Source organism: Jeotgalibaca caeni (assembly GCF_028863945.1).
Taxonomy (GTDB): Bacteria; Bacillota; Bacilli; order Lactobacillales; family Aerococcaceae; genus Jeotgalibaca; species Jeotgalibaca caeni.
The window spans coordinates 15077-35358 of the sequence record NZ_JARBEA010000028.1; the positions used below are offsets into that span (position 1 = coordinate 15077).

Sequence of the window (20282 nt, forward strand, 5' to 3'; positions counted from 1 at the left end):
TCCTCTTTATTCCTTTCCTATCATAGCGGAAAGAGGCGTCTCATGACAAGGTTAGGAACGAATAGTTGAAAATGGAAAAGAAAAAATATATATTTAGAGCCAAAAGAAGGATGTGAGAAAATGAAATGGAATCCACAGCAGTGGCTCTCTCCGCGCGTGATGATTCGTAGCAACTTTATCCTCGTGATTTCCTTTATCCTCCTTGCAGTGGCCAGCTTATACGGTTGGGGCTGGTTAAGTGTCTTGGACCGAGAGATTGGCTTAGATATTATCGAAGATCAGAATGACTTTCTTACCCCCATCTTCATTGCTGTCACGGAGTTAGGTGGAACGTATGTCGCTGTTATTCTCTTAACCATCGTCAGTATCTATGTATTCAAATGGCAAGGGCGTCCAGATTTAGCAGTTTGGTTTATTTTAACCGTTTCGCTGGGGGCAGGTGCACTGAATCAATTCTTCAAATTCCTGTTCGAACGACCTCGTCCCCCGATCCAACATCTAGTGGAACAAGGCGGTTACTCTTTCCCAAGCGGGCACTCTATGGGAGCAACGATTCTATATGGTTCTATTGTTTTCCTGCTCGTCCAATTAGGCAAGAAGCGGTGGATGAAGTGGCTAGCCCTTTTCCTTGCTGCAACCATGATTGTAATCATAGGTATTAGCCGAATTTACTTAGGGGTTCATTATCCCTCTGATGTAATCGGTGGATTCTCTCTCGGAGCTGCTTGGTTGGCTGCTTGTATCGGAGCATATGGTTTATGGAAGGAACGTCAAAAAAAAGAAGCAAATGATTAGCAAGGTTGGCTGCTATCATTTGCTTCTTTTTTATTAGTTTACTAGTGTTTGATTTGCTGTGATAATCGCTGTTTTGTAGACATCTTCTTCTACACAACCACGAGACAAGTCAGAAATTGGTTTGTTCAATCCTTGCAAGATTGGGCCGACTGCTTCGAATGCACCGAAACGTTGAGCGATTTTGTAACCAATGTTACCAGATTGAATCTCTGGGAATACGAACACGGTTGCTTTACCAGCTACAGTTGAGTCAGGAGCTTTTTGGTTCGCTACAGTTTGAACGAAAGCTGCATCGAATTGTAGTTCTCCATCAATGTTGTATTCTGGAGCTAATTCTTTTGCAATCCGTGTTGCTTCTGCAACTTTTTCTTGTTCTGGCGAAGAAGCAGAACCTTTTGTGGAGAAGCTTAACAACGCAACATTTGGCTCAATGTCAAACATTTCAGCTGTTTTAGCCGATTCCACTGCGATTTCAGCTAGCTCTTGTGCAGTTGGGTTGATGTTGATTGCACAGTCAGAGAACAAGTATTTTTCTTGTCCACGACCGCGTAGCATAATGAATGCGCCACTTGTACGGCTCACGCCTGGTTTCGTTTTGATGATTTGTAGTGCTGGACGAACTGTATCACCTGTTGAATGAACTGCACCACTTACTAAACCATCTGCTAATCCCATATGGACCAACATGGTTCCGAAGTAGTTTTCATCTTTCAATGTCACTCGTGCTTGCTCTTCTGTCGCTTTCCCTTTACGGCGTTCTACAAAAGAAGCTACCATTTCGTCAAATTGGTCAAAGTTTTCTGGATCGAAAATATCGATTCCTTCAATATTGAAACCACGGTCTTTTGCAGCCTTTGATACGGCATCTTTGTTCCCAACAAGAATCGGTTGTACCAAGTCTTCTGCTTTCAAACGTACAACTGCTCCTAAAATACGAGGTTCTGTTCCTTCAGGAAAAACAATTTTGATTTTCTTACCTTTAATTTTTGCTTCTAAGCTCTCAAACATTTCCAAGAGTGTTCCCTCCTAAACATATTTATTACTCTTATACTATACCGTAATTCCAAAAACATTTCAGCAATTATTAACGGAACAGGGTAAAAAACTGTTACATTTTTATCTTCCTACTCTATTATATTTTTTTTGGCTCAGCGAATGAGTTATAATTCTCTTAAGCAAGCATGAGAAGGAGGATTTTTTAACATGAATGTATTCGATTATACGGTTCAAGACTTAGAACAAAATGCAGTAGAACTATCCCAATATAAAGGAAACGTCCTTTTAATTGTAAATACTGCGACCGAATGTGGTCTTGCAGGGCAAATGAATGAGTTGGAAGAACTGTACCGTACTTACAAAGAGAAAGGGTTTACGGTTTTAGCCTTCCCAAGCAACCAATTTCTTGGTCAAGAGCCTTTGGATGGGATGGATATTAAGACTCATTGTGAGCTTACGTACCAAGCTTCTTTCCCTATCTTCGATAAAATTAAAGTGAATGGTCCAGAAGCTAGCGACCTTTACAAACACCTCGTTGCTGAGACAAAGAACAAGATGATCAAATGGAATTTTTCTAAATTCCTAATTGACCGGGAAGGAAACGTTGTAAGTCGCTATGCTCCTGTTACGACACCTAAAAAGATGGAAGAGGATATTGTTGCTCTTCTCAATCAATAATAAGGGAAGGTCCACTTGAAGAATGCCTCTTTCGTATTAGGAATCAGACCTTCATCTCCCGGATCATACATTTTTCCATCATCTTCTCCTGCAATGACGATTTGTTCATAGAAAATATATTCTGTGTCTACAAATCCAATACTCTCGTATTGACGGTCTGCCAGGTGGAAAAGACTACCCATTAATAGCGTTTCTTCGGCCTCAGGGTCAAAGTGGACGCTATTTTCATATTGTCGAAAGACTACTCCCTCATGCTCGAAGAAATAATGTCGGCCACTTTTTCCTAAATACGTGACCGGAATAGAAACCACTTCTTTTTCATAGAGTCCTGTAGCAGCGACTCCAGCTGGATCATGATAGCGAGCATAGAAATCCTGTTCTGAACGTAATATTGGTTGATATCCTTGAAACATTTTATATTCTTTTCGGCGAATCGCTGGTGTGACATGCCCAGCTGGCTCTAAGTAATCTTCATAACGCTGGTTATTAATTAGTAAAATACCCAATAAAATACTAGCAATAACCGCGCCAGTGGATAAAAATATTTTTCCACCTTTTGTTTTTCTCTTCGTTAACGCAAAGCACATCACAAAGAGAACAAAAATCATTCCACCGAATACAATTCCAGCTACCCCCTCATACCAGCGTTCCGCAGCAATCCAATAATCAAATGACATAGACAAACCTCTCTATTCTTTTATTCTGTTTCCTAACTGTTTATTGATGGAAGCCGCCGTTTGTTTTAACTCATGCTGCCTCCGCTTTACATTCAAAAAATATAGAACCGCATAAACGACACTATTGGTTAAGATGCTATCAATGGTTATCTGGAAAAAACCTAACTCGTTAGCCACTAAAACCAAAACCATAAATTGACTCGTATAATTAACGAGATGAAAAACACCTGTCGATCGAAAATCAATTGTAATGATTAAAAAAGATAGGGTCCACGAAAGAAAAACAAGTAGCGCTAAAATGAGTGTCGACTCAGAAAAACTAACAATATCAATGATTTGTGCGCGTTCGAGTACCGCATTTAATAAAACAAGTACAGTAAAGGTAAAGGTCATCCCATTCAGATTTTCCGAGAAAAATTTTTTCATCACTATTATACCACCTTTATATTTTTAAGTATTGTTTGACTTTTTTTAAGTAGTGACGACTAATGATTAGTTTTTCATCATTCGCTAAGGTTGCTTCTAGTCGGTAATTGGACAGAGGCTGTACGCACTTCAAGTAATCCATATTTAACAAAGTACTTTTATTAATCCGGATGAACGATGTCTGAGCAAGTTTTTCTTCCAACGCATACAGTCGCTCACTGCTTTCAAATACTTGCTTCTCTTTGTATAGAAAGGTGCGCTGATCAACACTCTCCATGTAGTAGAGATCTTGGATATCTAGGCTAAATAGCAGACCATCTTTTTTCCCTTCCAATTGAATCTCACTGGACCGAACAATTTCCATTAACTTTTCAACTCTTCGGTCGAGTACATTGTACGTTATCTCAATGATAGTCTCCCTCAGACTCTTATCTTCCTGTAGAAAAAGTTTCATTTTTTTGCCCCTTTCCTTCTTTCCTAAAATTAGTGTACTTGTTGAACAAGCTGGTTTCAAACGTATTTTAGTAAGTTGCATAAAACATCACTCAGTTGCAAAAAAAGATGGATTTCCCAAAAAGGAAACCCATCTTTTTTATGCTTCTTCCGGTAACGGATGAATGAACTTTTTGAAAATAACACGTAAATTGATGCTGCAAAGAATAACAGCAAATATTTCTGCAATTGGATAGGCCCACCAAATAGCGTGCACATTACCAGTCAAAGACAATAAGTAAGCTAATGGAATAATGATGACCAACTGGCGAAGTACAGAAACGCTTAGGCTCATAAAGCCGCGTCCGAAAGCCTGAAAAATCGTTCCACAAACAATTCCGAACCCTGCAAATAAGAAGCAAAGGCTAATCACGCGCAAAGCTGGTATCCCAAGTTCCAGCATTTCAGGTGAAGCATTAAATATACTTAACAGTTGCTCGGGGAACACTTGGAAAATGACAAAACCAATAAGCATAATAATAATAGCATAGAGAATACTGTATTTAATGATTTCAACCATCCGCTCACGTTTTCGTGCCCCAAAATTATAGGAGAGAATCGGAATCACACCGTTGTTTAATCCGAATACAGGCATAAAGACAAATGATTGTAGTTTGTAATAAACTCCTAGAACAGCAACTGCCGTTGAAGAGAATCCTGCTAAAATAATATTAAAAGCATACGTAGTAACGGAAGTAATAGATGTCATCACGATAGAAGGAATACCAACCCGATAAATTTCACGTAACGTTTCCTTATCTGGGCGAACTTGTTTGTAATCAATAACAAGGTCTTTATTTTTCTTTTGTTGGAAGTAAATCCCAACGAGAGCGCCGATTGTCTGCCCAATAACGGTAGCATAAGCCGCTCCTGCGACACCAAGAGCAGGGAACCCCAACCAACCAAAGATCAAAATGGGATCCAAAATAATATTTATAATCGAACCGACCCCTTGTGTATACATGGAATAGAGCGTTTGACCCGTTGATTGCAATAATCGCTCATACGTAATTTGAATACATTGTCCTAGAGAGAAAATGAGGATAATAGATAGATATTCTTTCCCATAAGCTAGAATCTGTGGGTTTGAGGTTTGCGTTGCAAAGAAAAACTCCACCATTGTAAACCCTAATACCAAAAACACAAGATAATGTAGGATTCCTAAAAAGATTCCGTTCGCTGCAGTTAAACGAGCCTCTTGCTCTTTTCGTTCTCCTAATTGCCGAGAAAGCAATGCATTCATCCCTACCCCGGTTCCAACTTGCACAGCAACAATCAAATTCTGAACAGGAAATGCCATTGAAACAGCCGTTAGAGCATCCTCATTGATTTGAGCTACGAACACACTGTCTACGATATTATATAATGCGCTAATCAGCATAGACAAAACCATTGGCAAGGAAACAGTCAGTATTAACCGCTTAATCGGCAATGTCCCCATCTTATTTTCTTTATATTCTTCCACTTTTCATCTTCTACCTCTCCAAAAAATAAGAAAGAAGCTGGGATCTGACTCCCGCTTCTTTCTCGTTTCCAAATTAAATAAACAGACCGATTCCAAACGATGAAAAAAACACCTTTTGGAACACACTTATTTCTTCTCCTAACTATAGCAAATTTCATTCTTAATTGCTATAGTCGTTTACACGATTAAAGAACTTCCTCAGCTAGTAATCGGTACGATTCCAGACGAACTTTTTGCGGATGCGTAATTGTGATAATCATCGCCTCTTCAAACGAATATTCTTCTTGGTATTCTTGAAGCTTTGTGTGGATTTGCTTAGGTGTTCCAACCAAATGTCCTTCTCGTACATTTGCCAATACGATTCGGTCCATCTCCGTCATCGGGAAATCGACAGCTTCCTCTGGTGTCAAGAAACGTTCCATTCTCTTTCCTCGAGCGAGATGCATTTTCGAAATCGCATAAGGAAGTTCATAAAATCGTGCTTCCTCCTCATTCTCACAAGCCAACGCATAAAAGGCTACACTTATCTTCTTCTCAGGCATGAAGGCAGAGGGAACAAAACGGCTCCGATAAATCTCGAAGGCTTCTTTATTCATATGCCCGCTGAAAAACTGTGCGAATGAATAGCCAATTCCTTTTTGCGCAGCTTGAAACGCACTATCTCCGCTCGATCCAAGCAGCCACATCTCTGGAACGGTATCGATTATCGGTACAGCTCGCGTAGCCTGATATATTTCTTCTTTCGGTAACTGATCTTCCAATAATGATTTAATCGTATCAATTTTTTCATAAAGTCCATCAAGTGAAGGTACTTTCCCTTGTGAAAGAGCAAAAATCGAATTCCGATCCCCACCGGGTGCTCTTCCTAATCCTAAATCAATCCGATTCGGATGGAAAGCTTCTAACGTTTTGAAAGTTTCAGCAATTTTCAATGGTGAATAATGCATCATCATGATTCCGCCCGATCCTACGCGAATCTTCTCGGTTTGTGCTGCTACTTGGCCGATTACAATCTCTGGGGCAGAGCTAGCTAATGTTTCCGCTCCGTGGTGTTCAGCGAACCACATTCGTTGATAGCCATATTTTTCCCCATGTTGTGCGAGTTCCACTGCATTTTGTAACGCCATTCGTCCTGTTTGATTTCCCAATATAGGGATTTGATCTAGTATGCTTAATTCCATTATTCTTCTCCCTCTTGGTCTCATTTCTTATAAAATACAGTTGCGGCCTCGATTAATTGTCGGGGTTGAGAAACAAAAAAGTCATGTCCTCCTCCTGGAACAAACAGCAATTCTGCTCCCGGTATATTCGCTGCGAGAGCTTCTGTATGACTTTGTTTAATCACATCATACTCTCCTGCCATCACCAACACCGGAGCCTGGATATCTTTCAAATCTTTTTCTGATAAATTTAATTCATCCAGCATCAACAAATGGATACAGCGTTTCTTCTGTCGTTCAATCGGATCACTCATTTGTTCAATTTCTTCTTTTTGGCGCAACATTTCTTGATACGTTTCTTCTATTAATCCGTCCTCTTGGTAATTAGCGCCCAATGTGATGAGACTTTTCACCTGTTCAGGATAATGGGCTGCTACGTATAAACCGATATTTCCTCCATCACTGAAGCCGATTAAATCGATTGTATCAATCTGTTCCAGCTCCATCAGCAACAAAATATCTCTCGCGATTTGTGCGAAGGTCAATTGCTCGACCCTTAAGTCCGAATGACCATGGCCCCTCGTGTCCATGGCATAAACGGTACGCGTTTGTTCGAAATACGTAATGATTTCTTGAAAAATCGTGCTGTCTTCTCCATTTCCATGCAACAAGAGAAGCGGCAGGCCTTGGCCACTCTTTTGTACGAATAGATTCCCTTTATCTGTTTGCAGGATCATTTTTCTTCCTCCGGTATTTGCCAATCAATCGGCTTTTCCCCCAATTTCTGTAAGGCCTCATTTACCTTTGAAAAAGGCTTCGAACCAAAGAACCCCCGACTAGCAGAGAGTGGACTTGGATGAGGAGAGGTTAACACGACATGCTTTTTGGTATCGATAAAGGCTTTCTTTGCAATAGATGCATTCCCCCACAAGAGAAATACCACGGGCTTTTCACGTTCGTTTAGCGCTCGGATCACTGCATCGGTTAATAGCTCCCACCCTTTTCCTCGATGAGAGTACGCTTCTCCTTTTCGAACGGTTAAAACCGAATTTAATAAGAATACACCCTGCTCTGCCCAATGGGTAAGATCTCCATGTGAAGCAGGTGGAATTCCTAAATCGGCCTGCATCTCTTTGTATATATTTCTGAGAGAAGGAGGAATCCTAACTCCTTTTTGTACAGAGAAACTGAGCCCGTTCGCTTGATGTTCTCCGTGATACGGGTCCTGGCCTAGGATAACCACCTTTACCTTTTCGTAAGGGGTTTGTTCAAAGGCATTCCAGATATCATGCATATTCGGATAAACCTGATGATTCGCATATTCTTCCTTCAGGAATTCACGTAATTGCTGGTAGTAGGGAGATTGAAATTGATCAACTAGAATTTCTTGCCAGTCATTATGGATAATGGCTTTCACAATAAGTCCTCCTTGCGTGTACTTTCTTTTAGTATAACAAAGTAAGCGTACATTTGATGCTTGTTTTGTTTTTCCTAAATGAAGCGGTTCATGGTACACTAAAAATGCAGAATTAATCAATAGGGGGTCTTCAAGTGATTCAACTAATTGTCTCAGATATGGATGGTACATTATTAAATCATAAGCTGGAAGTATCAAAGGTAAATCAGGAAGCGATTCAAGCAGCTCAACAACGTGGAATCCGTTTCATGGTCGCAACCGGTCGAGGTTACACAGAAGCAGTTCCTTCGTTGCATGAAGCTGGAATTCACTGTCCGATGATTACTGTTAATGGTGGTCAAATTTACGATGAAAATGGAACGCTTGAGAGAAGCATCGGCATTGATAAGGCACGAATTCGGTCCATTCTACAGTTCGTTAAAGAAAAAGGCCTCTACGCTGAGTTGGTATTAAAATCCGGAGTCTACTCCGAAAATAAAGTGCGCCGCATCGAAACAATGACGACCCTACTCCAAAATACGAATCCAGACACAACATTTAAAATGGCTCTCATTCTCGCAATGGGCCGGATGGAACTCTTGAATATTCATTATGTGGAGGACTATGAGGAGCTGTTGAACGATGATCGGGAAGAAGTATTAAAAGTCCTTATTTTCAGTAATATTGGTCAACCAGAATTAGAACCTGTTCGCCAGCACTTTGAACAAGACGATGAACTTGCGATTACCTCTTCCTTCTTCAATAATATTGAAATTAACCACGTTGAGGCTCAAAAAGGGATTGCTCTTGAGCATGTTGCCAACGAATTAGGAATTCCGTTAGAAAACGTGATGGCAATTGGCGATAACTACAATGATGTATCCATGCTGGAAAAGGCAGGCGTCAGTTTTGCGATGGGGAACGCTGAACCTGGAGTAAAGGCTGTTGCCAAGTATGAAACGAAAACCAATACCGAAGACGGAGTGGGCTTAGCAATTCTCCGTTGTATCAATGACAACTTATAAAAGGTAACACTTCCTCTTCCCCTTTCGTTCTTTCTATATATAAGGAGGAGGAACCCACATGGAACCAGAAATCATGTCGCTTATGGAGATGGTTAGTAACACCGGATTTCCCATCGTCATTTCTATTTACTTGCTGAACCGCATGGAGAAGAAATTAGATGCGTTAGTCCAGTCAATCGACAACCTGACGAAGACGGTCATTACTCGCCCTTCCTAATAGAAGCAGCTGTTCTTTCTTTTTTAAGAAATAACAGCTGTTTCTGTTTCCCCTCATTTATTTTTAATCTTAATTCTGGTAGAATACCTTTGATACTGTAACGAATGAATACAGTAAGCCGAAAGGAGAAAGACAATGGCAAATACAAAAGTAAGTGTCAAGAATTTGAAGAAAAACTTCGGCAGCAATGAAGTGCTGAAAGGAATTGACTTAGAAATTACCGAAGGCGAAGTGGTCTGCATTATCGGTCCTTCCGGTTCTGGGAAAAGTACGTTCTTACGATGCTTGAACGGCTTAGAAGAAATTACGGGTGGTGCCGTTCTAGTCGATCAAGTAGACATCACAAACCCAAAGACAGACATCAATAAGGTACGGGAAGAAATTGGGATGGTATTCCAACACTTCAACCTGTTTCCTCACCTAACAGTTATGGAGAATATCACTTTGGCTCCGGTTGAACTAAAACGCCTTTCAAAAGAAGAAGGAAAAACGAAAGCCCATCAACTTTTAGAATTAGTAGGATTAGCAGAAAAAGCAGAAGTATATCCGCATTCTCTATCAGGCGGACAAAAGCAACGTGTTGCGATTGCCCGAGCTTTGGCGATGAATCCAGATATCATGCTCTTTGATGAACCTACATCTGCCCTTGATCCTGAAATGGTCGGTGAGGTATTAGAAGTAATGAAACGTTTAGCCAAAGAAGGGATGACCATGGTTGTGGTTACACATGAAATGGGGTTCGCCCGCGAAGTGGGTGACCGTGTCATCTTCATGGACGGAGGATATATTGTAGAAGAAGGAACGCCAGAAGAAGTGTTCCAACGTCCACAAAACCCTCGTACGCAAGACTTTTTGAACAAAGTCCTCTAACAAAATGAAAAGAACCGGATCAAGCTCTTTGCGAAAGAGAGCTTGATTCGGTTCTTTTTGTGCATTTAATCTAAAATCGTAATGGTCATTGTTTGGCGTCCGAATGCGTTCATTCTTGCAACGTCTTCCATATGTAAGTCAATTTTGTTTCCTTTAATTGCGCCACCGGTGTCACCAGCAATAGCAATTCCGTAACCTGGGACATCTAGTAAAGTTCCTAATGGAATGACCGTTGGATCCACTGCAATTACCATCGGGTTCAAGCGTAAGTCGATTCCTGTCGCAGTGAAATTTGTTAATCCTGCTTCATGACGAGAATAAGCGGTCGCAGATACAGTCAAAGTCCGACCTTTTGAGATAGGAGCAGGCTGCTCTACTTCCTTAGGTGCTTCTACAACTGGTTGTGTGGGCGGTTCTACTGGAGTTGGCTCCACAACTGGTGTTTCCTTTTCAGCTGCCTTCACCGTGTTTTGTTTCTCTTCTTCCGCTGTCTTTGCAGCGGCTATCGCTGCTTCTTCGGCAGCACGTTTTTCTGCCGCAGCTTTTTCGGCAGCTTCTGCTTCTAATCGAGCAGCCTCCGCAAGACGTTGTTCTTCTTCCGTTTGAGCTGTCAATATAGACTGCAATTCTTCTTTATTTTCGTTTAGGATGGTTTGTAATTCACCAAGTTCAGCATACATGGCATCTGATTCAGCATTCATGGCTGCCGTTTGGTTCTTGATTTGTTGAACTTCTTCATCCAACTTTGCTTCCAGATTCGTAAGCTTCTTTTCTTCCTCCATTGCTGATTCAATTTGTTCATTATCAGCAGCTTGTAATTGCCCTACTACTAAAATACGTCCTAAAAAATCAGAAAAGCTTTCAGATTCAAAAATCATCAAAATACGATTAGTAGAAGTTGAAGAAGTTTGTAAAGCCAGAAGCCTAGCTTCTAGTTGTTCTTTACGAGCTGCAATTTGCGCTTTCGTTTCTTCAATATCAGTAAGGGTATTTGCTTTTTCTGCTTCTGTTTCAATGATTTGAGCAGATAATGCTTCGACTTCTGCTTTTTTTTCATTAATGCTGCTTAATTTCGTAGCAACCGTGCTTTCTAATTCGGAAATTTCAGCTTGTTTTTGAAGCTCTTGTTCTTCTAACTGATCCAATGTACTAGCTTGTATCGGCGCTGCCAATAGCATCTGGGATGCGAATCCTACAAGAATCATTTTCCCGAACATTTTTCTTTTACTCAACGAGGTCGCCTCTTTCCATTTCAAGTTCCTTACTATTATACGTTTTTGACCCACTCTTATGGTTGCAGTCTCCTTACGATTCTGTTTCAAATCCCCTTATCTGTAACCTCCCTGTAACATATAGGTGAAAAAGATTATTTACACCTAACCTTGTAAACTGCTATGATGGGGACAACAAGTTGCTAAAGGAGCCAATAAAAATGAAAAAAGTTTATTATGCTGCCCCTCTCTTTTCTGAAATGGAATTACAATACAATGTTTACCTAACAGATAAAATAAAAGCCCTCTATCCTGAACTGGATATTTATATCCCTCAAGAGCAAGGCGATATTAATGACAAAAATGCTTATGCAGATTCCGTAATGATTGCAAAGTATGATACAGATGCCCTATTGGCTTCTGATTTTATGATTGCTGTTTTGGATGGTGCGACGATTGATGTTGGAGTAGCAACTGAGATTGGTGTCACTTATCAAGCAGGCATACCAATCATCGGCCTGTACACCGATTCGCGTCAACAAGGTGCCACTAACCAACAGAAGTTAGCTGCCTTACAAGAGGTTGCAGAATCACAGTTCTCGTACATTAATTTATATACAGTCGGACTGATCAAAACGAATGGAACTATTGTCAATCATATTGACGGTTTGCTCGAACAAGTTGGAAATTATATCAAAGGATAAGGATAATAGGCGGGAGTTATCTCCCCGCCTCTTTTTTTTCCTTCCTTAATTTGTGACAAATGTGTCGTCTTTCTATACAATGAAACTAAGGAAAAGACTACTTCGAGGTGAAATCTATGAGTTCAGAAAGAATTGGTTTAATTGATATTGGATCCAATACGATCCGATTGGTTATCTTTGATATCGATGAAAATTATAATATTCGGCAGCTACAAAATATTAAGACCCCTGCTCGGCTTTCCCAATACCTAAATGAAGAAAAATGGATGGATCAGGCTGGTATTGATGTACTGGTGGAAATCTTACAGAGCTTCCAACAAGTCGCTGTCTATTACCAAGTAGCACAACTTTTACCAATGGCTACTGCAGCGATTCGCCAATCCAGTAATCGGGAAGAAATCATCGAACAAGTGGCAGAAAAAGCTGGCATTGACTTGATGATTGTTCCAGAAGAAAAAGAAGCTTATTACGGCAGCAATGCGGTCACGTTAACGACCCAGACAAAAGACAGTGTAACGGTGGATATCGGTGGGGGCAGTACGGAAGTAACTTACTTTGAAAATAAAGAAATTAAACAATATCACAGTTTTCCATTTGGCGTTGTGACCTTGAAGCAAATGTTCTTCCAAGGCAAGGAACATAATGATGAAAAAGCCATCAAGAAAATGACTTCTTTTGTTAAAGAACAATTCAAGAGCATCAAATGGCTAAGTAAATTACGCGTTCCTATTACCGCAATTGGTGGTTCTGCACGTAGTATCGCGAACGTTCATCAGCGACAGATCGATTATCCCTTAGCTGGCGTTCATGGTTACCAAATGTCTGGAAGTGACTTGGATTTGACCCTAGAACTGTTCAAATCCTTATCCATCAGTGAACTGGAAAACTTAGACGGGCTGAGCCAAGACCGGACAGATATTATTATTCCAGCTAATGTTGTTTTCAATGCGCTGTTTGATGAAGTAAAAGCTTCTTTGTTTATTTTCAGCAACAAAGGTCTGCGTGAAGGAATTATTCTCGATTATGTTAATGAACGCGCGAACGGCACAGCATTTACGAAACATAACATTAGTACACAGAGTATTTACCGGTTGGGCCTAGCCTATCAAACCCAAAACCAAGTAGCCGATCAACGGGGAAATTTGGTCAGTATGCTATACGATGAATTTTGTAAAGCGAATCTGTTTGAGAAGGATAAATATATCGCCCGCTTGCTTCAATATGGAAGTTACTTGTACTACTTAGGAGAGTATATTGAGAGCGGCGCTGGCTCCCAACACACGTTTTATATCATCTCGAACAGTGAATTAAACGCCATAACCCATAAAGAGCGGATTATCATTGCACTTTTAGCAAGCTATAAAAACCGCTCGTTATTCAATCAATATTTAGAACCCTTTAATGACTGGTTTACGGTGAGTTTTATTGACCAGCTCAAAGCATTTGGCGGCATGATCAAATTTGCCAATGCCTTAGATGATTCCCATATGAACGTTGTAAAAGATATCAAACTACAGAAAAAGAATGGCGCATACGAACTGTTGATTTACCACAAAGGTTCTGTGATTGCTGAAAAGTATCGGGCAATGCGTCAAAAGAAGCACCTTGCGCGTGTCTTGAAGGACGATGTTGTGATTACCTTCGTAGATATGGAAAGCGGAGAAAAAGAAACAGCAGAACAATAATCATCATTTTTTAGAGAAGGAGGATAACGTGAATGGAACAGTCTCGTTACATGAATCTAGAATCACCTGATTACTACTTCAACCGTGAGCTTAGTTGGCTGGACTTCAATCTTCGGGTTCTGGAAGAAGCAAATGACCCTTCTAATCCTCTATTAGAACGAGTAAACTTTTTGTCGATCGGCAGCTCTAACTTGGATGAGTTCTTTATGATTCGAGTTGCTGGATTGCAAGACCAACTGAAGTTTGGTTATTCCTATCCTGACACAAAAACGCAGCTTACCGCAGATGAGCAATTAGAGGCCATTTCAAAAAAGAACCGCCGGAATGTTACCTTACAATATCAAATGCTTAACCAAATGAAAGCAGAGCTAGCAAAGGAAGGTATTTATTTTACAGAAGTCGTTGACTTAAACGACTCCGAACGTGCGGAAGTAGAAGCCTACTTTCAAAAAAGCATTTTCCCTGCTCTGACTCCACTAGGGATCGATGCGTATCGTGTCTTTCCCAACTTGAACAATAAACTCCTTCATCTGTTTGTTCATTTATCGAATAAGAAGGAGCGTCATATTGCCGTTGTCCCTATTTCTCCTTTATTGAATCGTCCATATATTCTTCAAGGAGAAAATGGTACGAAAATACTCTTATTGGAAGACATCATCCGCTCTTTTCTAGATGCCCTTTTCCCTGGATATGAAATTGAGAATGTTTTCTCCTTTCGAATTACTCGAAATGCTGATTTCGATATTCATGAAGAAGACGCTGAAGATTTACTTTCTGTAATTGAAGACTATTTGAAGCAGCGAAAAAACGGTGTTGCAGTAAGGTTGGAAATTGATACACGAACTTCAAATGAATATTTAGCAGAGAGTGTTGAATTCTTGAAGAACGAACTGGAACTAAAGGACCGGGACGTATACTACTTTGATGGACCGCTTGATTTAACGGTGTTGAGCGAGATAGCGAGCAGCTTAGAAGATCAATACCCAGAACTCGTCTATCCACCTTTTCAGCCAGCAATACCAAAGGAAATTCTGCAAAAAAATATTTACGAAGTAATCGATCAGCAAGATGTATTTCTTCATCACCCCTATGATTCCTTTCAGCCCATTGTAGACTTCATCCAACAAGCGGCAGAAGATGAACATACACTTGCTATTAAGCAAACGTTGTACCGGGTCTCGAGCCATTCCCCTATTGTCGCCGCGTTAAAGCAAGCGGCAGAGAATGGTATCCAAGTAACGGTCTTGGTTGAATTAAAAGCTCGTTTTGACGAAGAAAACAATGTACATTGGGCAAAAGAATTAGAAGAATCCGGTGCGAATGTGCTATACGGTGTCACCGATTTAAAAACACATAGCAAAATATCTCTCGTTATTAAAAAACAAGCCGATCACCTCGTTCGTTATGTACATTTAGGGACTGGGAATTACAACGATAAGACGGCTAAAATTTATGAGGATATGGGAATTTTGACTAGTAATGAAGAGATTGCAGAAGACGCGACGGCCTTCTTTAACTACCTGAGTGGTTACTCCGAAGTTCCTGACTACAAGCATCTTTATGTATCACCTTATGATATTCGTTCTTCTTTTCTCGATTACATCGAAAAAGAGATTGCATTTCATAAACAATATGGCAATGGTCGCATGATTGCCAAGATGAATTCCCTGACTGATAAAACCATTATCATGAAGTTATATGAGGCGAGTCAGGTGGGAGTGAAGATTGATTTGCTTATTCGTGGCATTTGTTGTTTGCGTCCGGGAATAAAGGGAGTCAGTGAAAATATACGTGTGCGAAGTATTGTGGGCAGATTTTTAGAACACAGTCGGATTTATTACTTCCATCAAAATGGCAAAAACCATTTGTTCTTATCTTCCGCAGATATGATGACACGCAACATGGTGAAACGGGTTGAGATTGAGTTCCCCGTTCTCGACCAAACCATTCGAACAGAAATTCTTTCGATTTTAGACACTTATTTGGCAGACAACCAGAAGGCTCGCGAGCTAGATGTGAGCGGTACGTATCAGTATATCAAAAATGATCACCCCGCCCTTTCTGCTCAAGAAGAATTTATGCGCGAGATGAATGAATAAATAAAAAGGCAGGGACCGCAGTCCCTGCCTTTTTCCTAGTGTCTCTTTTTCGATAGTACAAAGCCAATTAAGAATCCAATAATGGAAGGTACTACCCATCCCATCCCTATTTCAAAGAGAGGAACAAACTTCTCGGCTAAAATAGAAACTTGATCTAATCGGAGGGTTCCTTTTAATCCAACTGGCAAGGCATGAAGGAAATCCAAGAATGCAAAGGGCAAGGTAAACCCAATTGTCCACCGGTACACGGTAGAATGATCTTGGAAAGCGACATGAAAGATTGCTAGTAGAATAAGTACAATTGCTAATGGATATAGAAACATAAGGACCGGTATGGAGAAGCTGATAATCTGCTGCAGCCCTAAGTTTGCAACCAGAAACGAGATGCCGGTAAACAGATAAACATAGTGGTTATAAGCAAACTTCTCCGGGAATAACGTCACGAACATTTCACTAATTGCAGTAATCAACCCAACTGCAGTCTTAAAACAAGCAACGGTAATAATGACCGCTAACACAATCGCTCCAAAACCGCCAAAGTAATGCTGTGAGATCTCTGCTAATGCTACGCCGCCATTTTCACTAATATCGAAAACACCTTGGCTTGTTGCACCAATGTAGACGAGACTTGCATAAATGGCTGCCATCAACAACATACTAAACACGCCAGAAAGAATCGTGTCACGAGCAATGTGCAAGGGCTTCGTTACGCCTAAATTCTTGATGGTTCCCACAATAATAATCCCAAAAGCTAAAGAAGCAAGAGCATCCATTGTATTATATCCTTCCAGGAATCCTGTGAAGAAGGCTCCCTCTTGATACAATGGACTTACTGGGATTTCACTTACCCGTCCCATTGGTTTACTAAAGGCAAAAACAGCTAAGAATGCGAGTGAAACAAGGAAAATAGGATTCAAAACTTTACCAATCCATTTCAAAATTTCAGTGGGACGTAAGCTGAACCATAGTGATGCAATAAAAAACACAAGCGTGAAAATGAAGAGCATCAACTGAAGTTGATCCGCTTGTAGGTAAGGTGCAAATGCTGCCTCAAAAGAAACGGTGGCTGTTCTTGGTATCGCAAAAAAGGGCCCGATGGTTAAGTACAACGCAATGGTATAAAAAAGTGCATACCCAAGACTCACCTTACTCGCTAATTCATATAAGCTGTCTTTTTTGGATAACCCCATTGCTACAATTCCTAGAAAAGGTAATCCCACAGCGGTCACTAACAATCCAAGCGTGGCAGGAATTGAATGAGCGCCAGCTTGTTGGCCAAGTTGGATCGGAAAAATAAGATTTCCAGCACCAAAAAACAATCCAAACAACATCGATCCGATAAATACGTATTCTTTTACACTTAATTTTCTTTCCACTTCCGAACTCCCCCTCACTTCCAATTACATATTTGCTGATTATAGCACATTTATGAATAGTCAGACAGGGATTTTCTACCTGTTCCCGGTGTTCTAAAATGCTATAATGGGTTTATCCGATGTGAAGTGGTGTATAAGGAGTGATTCCGTGAAACCTGATCAAATTCTAATGACGAATGTATCTTTACCAGAATCTTTCCATGACGTAGCTCTCTACAGTCAAATTCTTTACCTTTGGAAAGACGCTAGCCATCTATCCCTGTATCACTACCGGAAGCCAGCAATTAATAAGCTGCCTATTTACTTAGATCCTTTTCCGGTTCAAACTGTTTCGCGTATGAGCGAAGCATTAAGCAATGATTTCATTAAAGAAATAACGTTTAACACAGCTGTACGGGATTTTGTATTATTTAATCATGTACTCTATTATCTTGATGACAGCGGGTTGTCCATGATTCAGCCGGAGAGCGCGCAACCGATGTCGAAGAGATTGGTGGAGGGGGACTTTCTTTCCTTATCTTTAAGTACGAAGAACCGTTTGGCCCTTGCTTCAAAAAGCGGGCTCTTTGAATATGTCCTAACAACTTCTTACCAGCTACCTGATTCAAATCCATTAATTCAGTGGGATGACACCCCTACCGCTGCTGTTTTGTGGGAAGGTCATGATTTAATTCAATTGGATGAAGAAGGACAAGCAGTGCAGCGCCTTGATTTTCTGTATCAGAATAAAGAATTGTCGTTGAGTGGACGGTTTCGCGGGAATGCTCTCGGTGAGAGCGTAACTTATTTCAATCCATCCTTTGATTTATCTGAAAAAAAAGAGGATGTACAAGCGATGCCGTTGTTTGATTATTTACCGTCTGAAGAGGTAATGGCTGCGTCTCCTGCTCATTCTTATCAGCCCATCACCCTTCCTTTCTTGCCTCATCCAGCTTTCGGCTCTTCTATCTTGGAGGATGACACGCTATATATAGAAGAAACGGAAAAAGGTCTCTCAATCTTTTTAGGAACCGAGCCTTACTTTTATTTACCAAAAAAAGATTATCTTTCTTTTCGAACATACCCAAAATCACGAAACTATCAAAATCATCTCCATGTTTTGGGAGAAAATCAAACGAACTTCCTTATTTTTTCTCAGTTAAGATAGCTTTTTAGCAAGAATATGTTAGAATTGAAAGGATAAAATTAAACGAATTGAGGAATGCCAAAAAATGATTACCGTATCAAATGTCAGCCTTCACTTTTCTGACCGTAAACTTTTTGACAATGTAAATATCAAATTTATCCCAGGCAACTGCTATGGTGTCATCGGCGCTAACGGCGCTGGTAAATCAACTTTCTTAAAAATTCTTTCGGGCGACATCCAACCTACTACTGGTGATGTGTTCTTAGACCCAAATGAACGTCTCTCTGTTCTCAGCCAGGATCACTATGGTTTTGAAGATCATCAAGTATTGGATACTGTCATCATGGGGAACAAACGCCTTTATGAAGTACGCCAAGAAAAAGATGCCATCTACATGAAAGAAGATTTTACTGATGCAGATGGAATTCGTGCTGGTGAATTGGAAGGCGAATTTGCGGAATTAAATGGTTGGGAAGCTGAAGCAGATGCAGCAAACCTATTGCAAGGTTTGGGTATCTCAGAAGATCTTCACTACAAAAAAATGAGTGAACTCATTGAGCCGCAAAAGGTAAAAGTATTATTAGCACAAGCACTATTTGGTCAACCTGACGTTCTTCTTTTAGATGAGCCTACAAACGGTTTGGATAAAGCTTCCATTGATTGGTTGTCTGAATTCTTAATTGGATTCCCGAATACCGTTATTGTGGTTTCCCATGACCGTCACTTCTTAAATACAGTATGTACGCATATGGCAGACGTTGACTATGGTAAAATCCAGTTATATGTTGGGAACTATGACTTCTGGATGCAGTCCAGCCAACTAGCTGCTAAGCTAGCTGCTGATCAAAATGCGAAAAAAGAAGAAAAAATCAAAGAGTTACAAGATTTTATCGCTCGTTTTAGCGCGAATGCTTCGAAATCCAAACAAGCAACTTCTCGTAAGAAAACACTTGATAAAATTACGTTGGATGACATCCAACCTTCATCACGGAAGTACCCATTCGTCGGTTTCACGCCAGATCGTGAAATTGGGAATGATCTATTAATCGTGAACGGTCTTTCTAAATCAATTGATGGCGTAAAGGTATTGGATAACATTAGCTTTACACTAGGCCGCGAAGACAAGGTAGCATTTACGAGTCGTCGTGATATCGCTACGACTACTCTATTCCGTATTTTAATGGGAGAATTAGAGCCTGACGCAGGTAGCTTCAAATGGGGCGTAACAACTTCCCGCAGCTACTTACCAAAAGATCACTCTTCTGAATTCCCTAACCCAAGTATCAACATTCTGGAGTGGTTACGTCAGTATGCTGGTCCTGAAGAAGATGATAACACCTTCCTACGTAGCTTCTTAGGTCGGATGTTGTTCTCTGGGGATGACGTTATGAAGAAAGTTTCCGTTCTATCCGGTGGAGAAAAAGTGCGTGTAATTTTGTCTAAGATGATGTTGTCAAAAGCAAACGTATTGATTATGGACGATCCAACCAATCACTTGGACTTGGAATCTATTACAGCTCTTAACGATGGGATGATTGCCTTCAAAGGCTCCCTACTCTTCTCTTCTCATGACTATGAGTTCATCAACACAACTGCAAACCGCATCATCGAAGTGAGTGCAAATGGAATGGTAGACCGTTTGGATACAACTTACGAAGAATTCTTAAACGATGCAGGTGTACAAGCTCGTGTAGACGAGTTATACAAAGATTAATTTCATATAACTAGTAAAAAAGATAAAATGATTTCTCCTTTTATCTTTTATATGAAAACACAAGCTAAAAAAAGCGCAAAAAGTCACTACCCATGGTATCATGTAGGTGTTAAAATTTTAAATTTTTAGAGGGCTCTTGTTCTGTTGCCGCAGACCGAGAGCTTTTTCCT

The 20282-nt window shown here is 40.4% G+C and carries 20 protein-coding genes; 10 read left to right on the forward strand and 10 right to left on the reverse strand.

Annotated elements, in window-relative coordinates; all coding sequences use genetic code 11:
* Positions 1–120: 120 nt before the first annotated feature.
* Positions 121–795 (forward strand): phosphatase PAP2 family protein, encoded by a 675-nt coding sequence (locus tag PVE40_RS07335; RefSeq protein ID WP_274731238.1) that lies wholly within the window; start codon positions 121–123, stop codon positions 793–795.
* Positions 796–828: 33 nt separating this feature from the next.
* On the opposite strand, the gene pta is transcribed toward PVE40_RS07335, so the two are convergent.
* The gene (pta, locus tag PVE40_RS07340; protein WP_274731239.1) at positions 829–1809 is read right to left on the reverse strand and encodes a phosphate acetyltransferase; all 981 of its coding nucleotides are present in this window, start codon (positions 1807–1809) and stop codon (positions 829–831) included.
* A gap of 189 nt (positions 1810–1998) precedes the next feature.
* Here pta and PVE40_RS07345 point away from each other — a divergent pair, with 189 nt between their 5' ends.
* Positions 1999–2469: a glutathione peroxidase gene (locus PVE40_RS07345; RefSeq protein WP_274731240.1), complete on the forward strand. Its 471-nt coding sequence runs from the start codon at positions 1999–2001 to the stop codon at positions 2467–2469.
* Here PVE40_RS07345 and PVE40_RS07350 read toward each other — a convergent pair.
* From PVE40_RS07350 to PVE40_RS07380, 7 genes are all read right to left on the reverse strand, one after another.
* Complete coding sequence (locus PVE40_RS07350; protein WP_274731241.1) at positions 2463–3146, reverse strand: hypothetical protein; 684 nt, start codon at positions 3144–3146, stop codon at positions 2463–2465. The two genes, PVE40_RS07345 and PVE40_RS07350, sit on opposite strands and share 7 nt — an antisense overlap.
* 12 nt (positions 3147–3158) lie before the next feature.
* Complete coding sequence (locus tag PVE40_RS07355; protein WP_274731242.1) at positions 3159–3575, reverse strand: hypothetical protein; 417 nt, start codon at positions 3573–3575, stop codon at positions 3159–3161.
* A gap of 13 nt (positions 3576–3588) precedes the next feature.
* Positions 3589–4026 carry a LytTR family DNA-binding domain-containing protein gene (locus tag PVE40_RS07360; RefSeq protein WP_274731243.1) on the reverse strand — a complete coding sequence of 146 codons (438 nt, stop codon included), beginning with the start codon at positions 4024–4026 and terminating at the stop codon, positions 3589–3591.
* Positions 4027–4164: 138 nt separating this feature from the next.
* Positions 4165–5529: an MATE family efflux transporter gene (locus PVE40_RS07365; RefSeq protein ID WP_274731244.1), complete on the reverse strand. Its 1365-nt coding sequence runs from the start codon at positions 5527–5529 to the stop codon at positions 4165–4167.
* A gap of 185 nt (positions 5530–5714) precedes the next feature.
* Complete coding sequence (locus PVE40_RS07370) at positions 5715–6710, reverse strand: LLM class flavin-dependent oxidoreductase (protein WP_274731245.1); 996 nt, start codon at positions 6708–6710, stop codon at positions 5715–5717.
* Between the two features lie 20 nt (positions 6711–6730).
* The gene (locus PVE40_RS07375) at positions 6731–7426 is read right to left on the reverse strand and encodes an alpha/beta fold hydrolase (RefSeq protein ID WP_274731246.1); all 696 of its coding nucleotides are present in this window, start codon (positions 7424–7426) and stop codon (positions 6731–6733) included.
* The gene (locus tag PVE40_RS07380; protein WP_274731247.1) at positions 7423–8106 is read right to left on the reverse strand and encodes a uracil-DNA glycosylase; all 684 of its coding nucleotides are present in this window, start codon (positions 8104–8106) and stop codon (positions 7423–7425) included. Before PVE40_RS07380 ends, PVE40_RS07375 begins: the two co-directional genes overlap by 4 nt.
* Before the next feature lie 134 nt (positions 8107–8240).
* On the opposite strand from PVE40_RS07380, the gene PVE40_RS07385 reads away from it, so the two are divergent.
* The 3 genes from PVE40_RS07385 to PVE40_RS07395 all read left to right on the forward strand — a co-directional run bounded on the left by PVE40_RS07385 (position 8241) and on the right by PVE40_RS07395 (position 10197).
* A complete protein-coding gene (locus PVE40_RS07385; protein ID WP_274731248.1) occupies positions 8241–9110 on the forward strand; it encodes a Cof-type HAD-IIB family hydrolase in 870 nt (289 codons plus the stop codon).
* A 58-nt stretch (positions 9111–9168) separates the two neighbouring features.
* Positions 9169–9327, forward strand: a complete 159-nt coding sequence (locus PVE40_RS07390) for a YvrJ family protein (RefSeq protein WP_274731249.1) — start codon at positions 9169–9171, stop codon at positions 9325–9327.
* A gap of 135 nt (positions 9328–9462) precedes the next feature.
* Positions 9463–10197: an amino acid ABC transporter ATP-binding protein gene (locus PVE40_RS07395; protein ID WP_274731251.1), complete on the forward strand. Its 735-nt coding sequence runs from the start codon at positions 9463–9465 to the stop codon at positions 10195–10197.
* 65 nt (positions 10198–10262) lie between these two features.
* On the opposite strand, the gene PVE40_RS07400 is transcribed toward PVE40_RS07395, so the two are convergent.
* Positions 10263–11429 (reverse strand): 3D domain-containing protein, encoded by a 1167-nt coding sequence (locus tag PVE40_RS07400; RefSeq protein WP_274731252.1) that lies wholly within the window; start codon positions 11427–11429, stop codon positions 10263–10265.
* Between the two features lie 200 nt (positions 11430–11629).
* Between PVE40_RS07400 and PVE40_RS07405 the strand changes: the two genes are divergently transcribed.
* The 3 genes from PVE40_RS07405 to PVE40_RS07415 all read left to right on the forward strand — a co-directional run bounded on the left by PVE40_RS07405 (position 11630) and on the right by PVE40_RS07415 (position 15896).
* The gene (locus PVE40_RS07405; protein WP_274731253.1) at positions 11630–12112 is read left to right on the forward strand and encodes a nucleoside 2-deoxyribosyltransferase; all 483 of its coding nucleotides are present in this window, start codon (positions 11630–11632) and stop codon (positions 12110–12112) included.
* A gap of 116 nt (positions 12113–12228) precedes the next feature.
* Positions 12229–13797 carry a Ppx/GppA family phosphatase gene (locus PVE40_RS07410; RefSeq protein WP_274731254.1) on the forward strand — a complete coding sequence of 523 codons (1569 nt, stop codon included), beginning with the start codon at positions 12229–12231 and terminating at the stop codon, positions 13795–13797.
* Positions 13798–13829: 32 nt separating this feature from the next.
* Positions 13830–15896 carry an RNA degradosome polyphosphate kinase gene (locus PVE40_RS07415; protein WP_274731255.1) on the forward strand — a complete coding sequence of 689 codons (2067 nt, stop codon included), beginning with the start codon at positions 13830–13832 and terminating at the stop codon, positions 15894–15896.
* Between the two features lie 35 nt (positions 15897–15931).
* On the opposite strand, the gene brnQ is transcribed toward PVE40_RS07415, so the two are convergent.
* Complete coding sequence (gene brnQ, locus PVE40_RS07420) at positions 15932–17272, reverse strand: branched-chain amino acid transport system II carrier protein (protein WP_274731256.1); 1341 nt, start codon at positions 17270–17272, stop codon at positions 15932–15934.
* 148 nt (positions 17273–17420) lie between these two features.
* Between brnQ and PVE40_RS07425 the strand changes: the two genes are divergently transcribed.
* Both PVE40_RS07425 and PVE40_RS07430 read left to right on the forward strand, forming a co-directional pair.
* The gene (locus PVE40_RS07425) at positions 17421–18419 is read left to right on the forward strand and encodes a hypothetical protein (protein ID WP_274731257.1); all 999 of its coding nucleotides are present in this window, start codon (positions 17421–17423) and stop codon (positions 18417–18419) included.
* A gap of 64 nt (positions 18420–18483) precedes the next feature.
* Positions 18484–20112, forward strand: a complete 1629-nt coding sequence (locus PVE40_RS07430) for an ABC-F family ATP-binding cassette domain-containing protein (protein ID WP_274731258.1) — start codon at positions 18484–18486, stop codon at positions 20110–20112.
* Positions 20113–20282 lie beyond the last annotated feature (170 nt).

Coding starts and splice junctions, on each gene's coding strand:
- PVE40_RS07350 (WP_274731241.1), bottom strand. CDS start 3,146: ATGTCATTTGATTATTGGATTGCTGCGGAACGCTGGTATGAGGGGGTA.
- PVE40_RS07345 (WP_274731240.1), top strand. CDS start 1,999: ATGAATGTATTCGATTATACGGTTCAAGACTTAGAACAAAATGCAGTA.
- PVE40_RS07405 (WP_274731253.1), top strand. CDS start 11,630: ATGAAAAAAGTTTATTATGCTGCCCCTCTCTTTTCTGAAATGGAATTA.
- PVE40_RS07410 (WP_274731254.1), top strand. CDS start 12,229: ATGAGTTCAGAAAGAATTGGTTTAATTGATATTGGATCCAATACGATC.
- PVE40_RS07335 (WP_274731238.1), top strand. CDS start 121: ATGAAATGGAATCCACAGCAGTGGCTCTCTCCGCGCGTGATGATTCGT.
- PVE40_RS07370 (WP_274731245.1), bottom strand. CDS start 6,710: ATGGAATTAAGCATACTAGATCAAATCCCTATATTGGGAAATCAAACA.
- PVE40_RS07430 (WP_274731258.1), top strand. CDS start 18,484: ATGATTACCGTATCAAATGTCAGCCTTCACTTTTCTGACCGTAAACTT.
- PVE40_RS07375 (WP_274731246.1), bottom strand. CDS start 7,426: ATGATCCTGCAAACAGATAAAGGGAATCTATTCGTACAAAAGAGTGGC.
- PVE40_RS07360 (WP_274731243.1), bottom strand. CDS start 4,026: ATGAAACTTTTTCTACAGGAAGATAAGAGTCTGAGGGAGACTATCATT.
- PVE40_RS07390 (WP_274731249.1), top strand. CDS start 9,169: ATGGAACCAGAAATCATGTCGCTTATGGAGATGGTTAGTAACACCGGA.
- PVE40_RS07395 (WP_274731251.1), top strand. CDS start 9,463: ATGGCAAATACAAAAGTAAGTGTCAAGAATTTGAAGAAAAACTTCGGC.
- PVE40_RS07415 (WP_274731255.1), top strand. CDS start 13,830: ATGGAACAGTCTCGTTACATGAATCTAGAATCACCTGATTACTACTTC.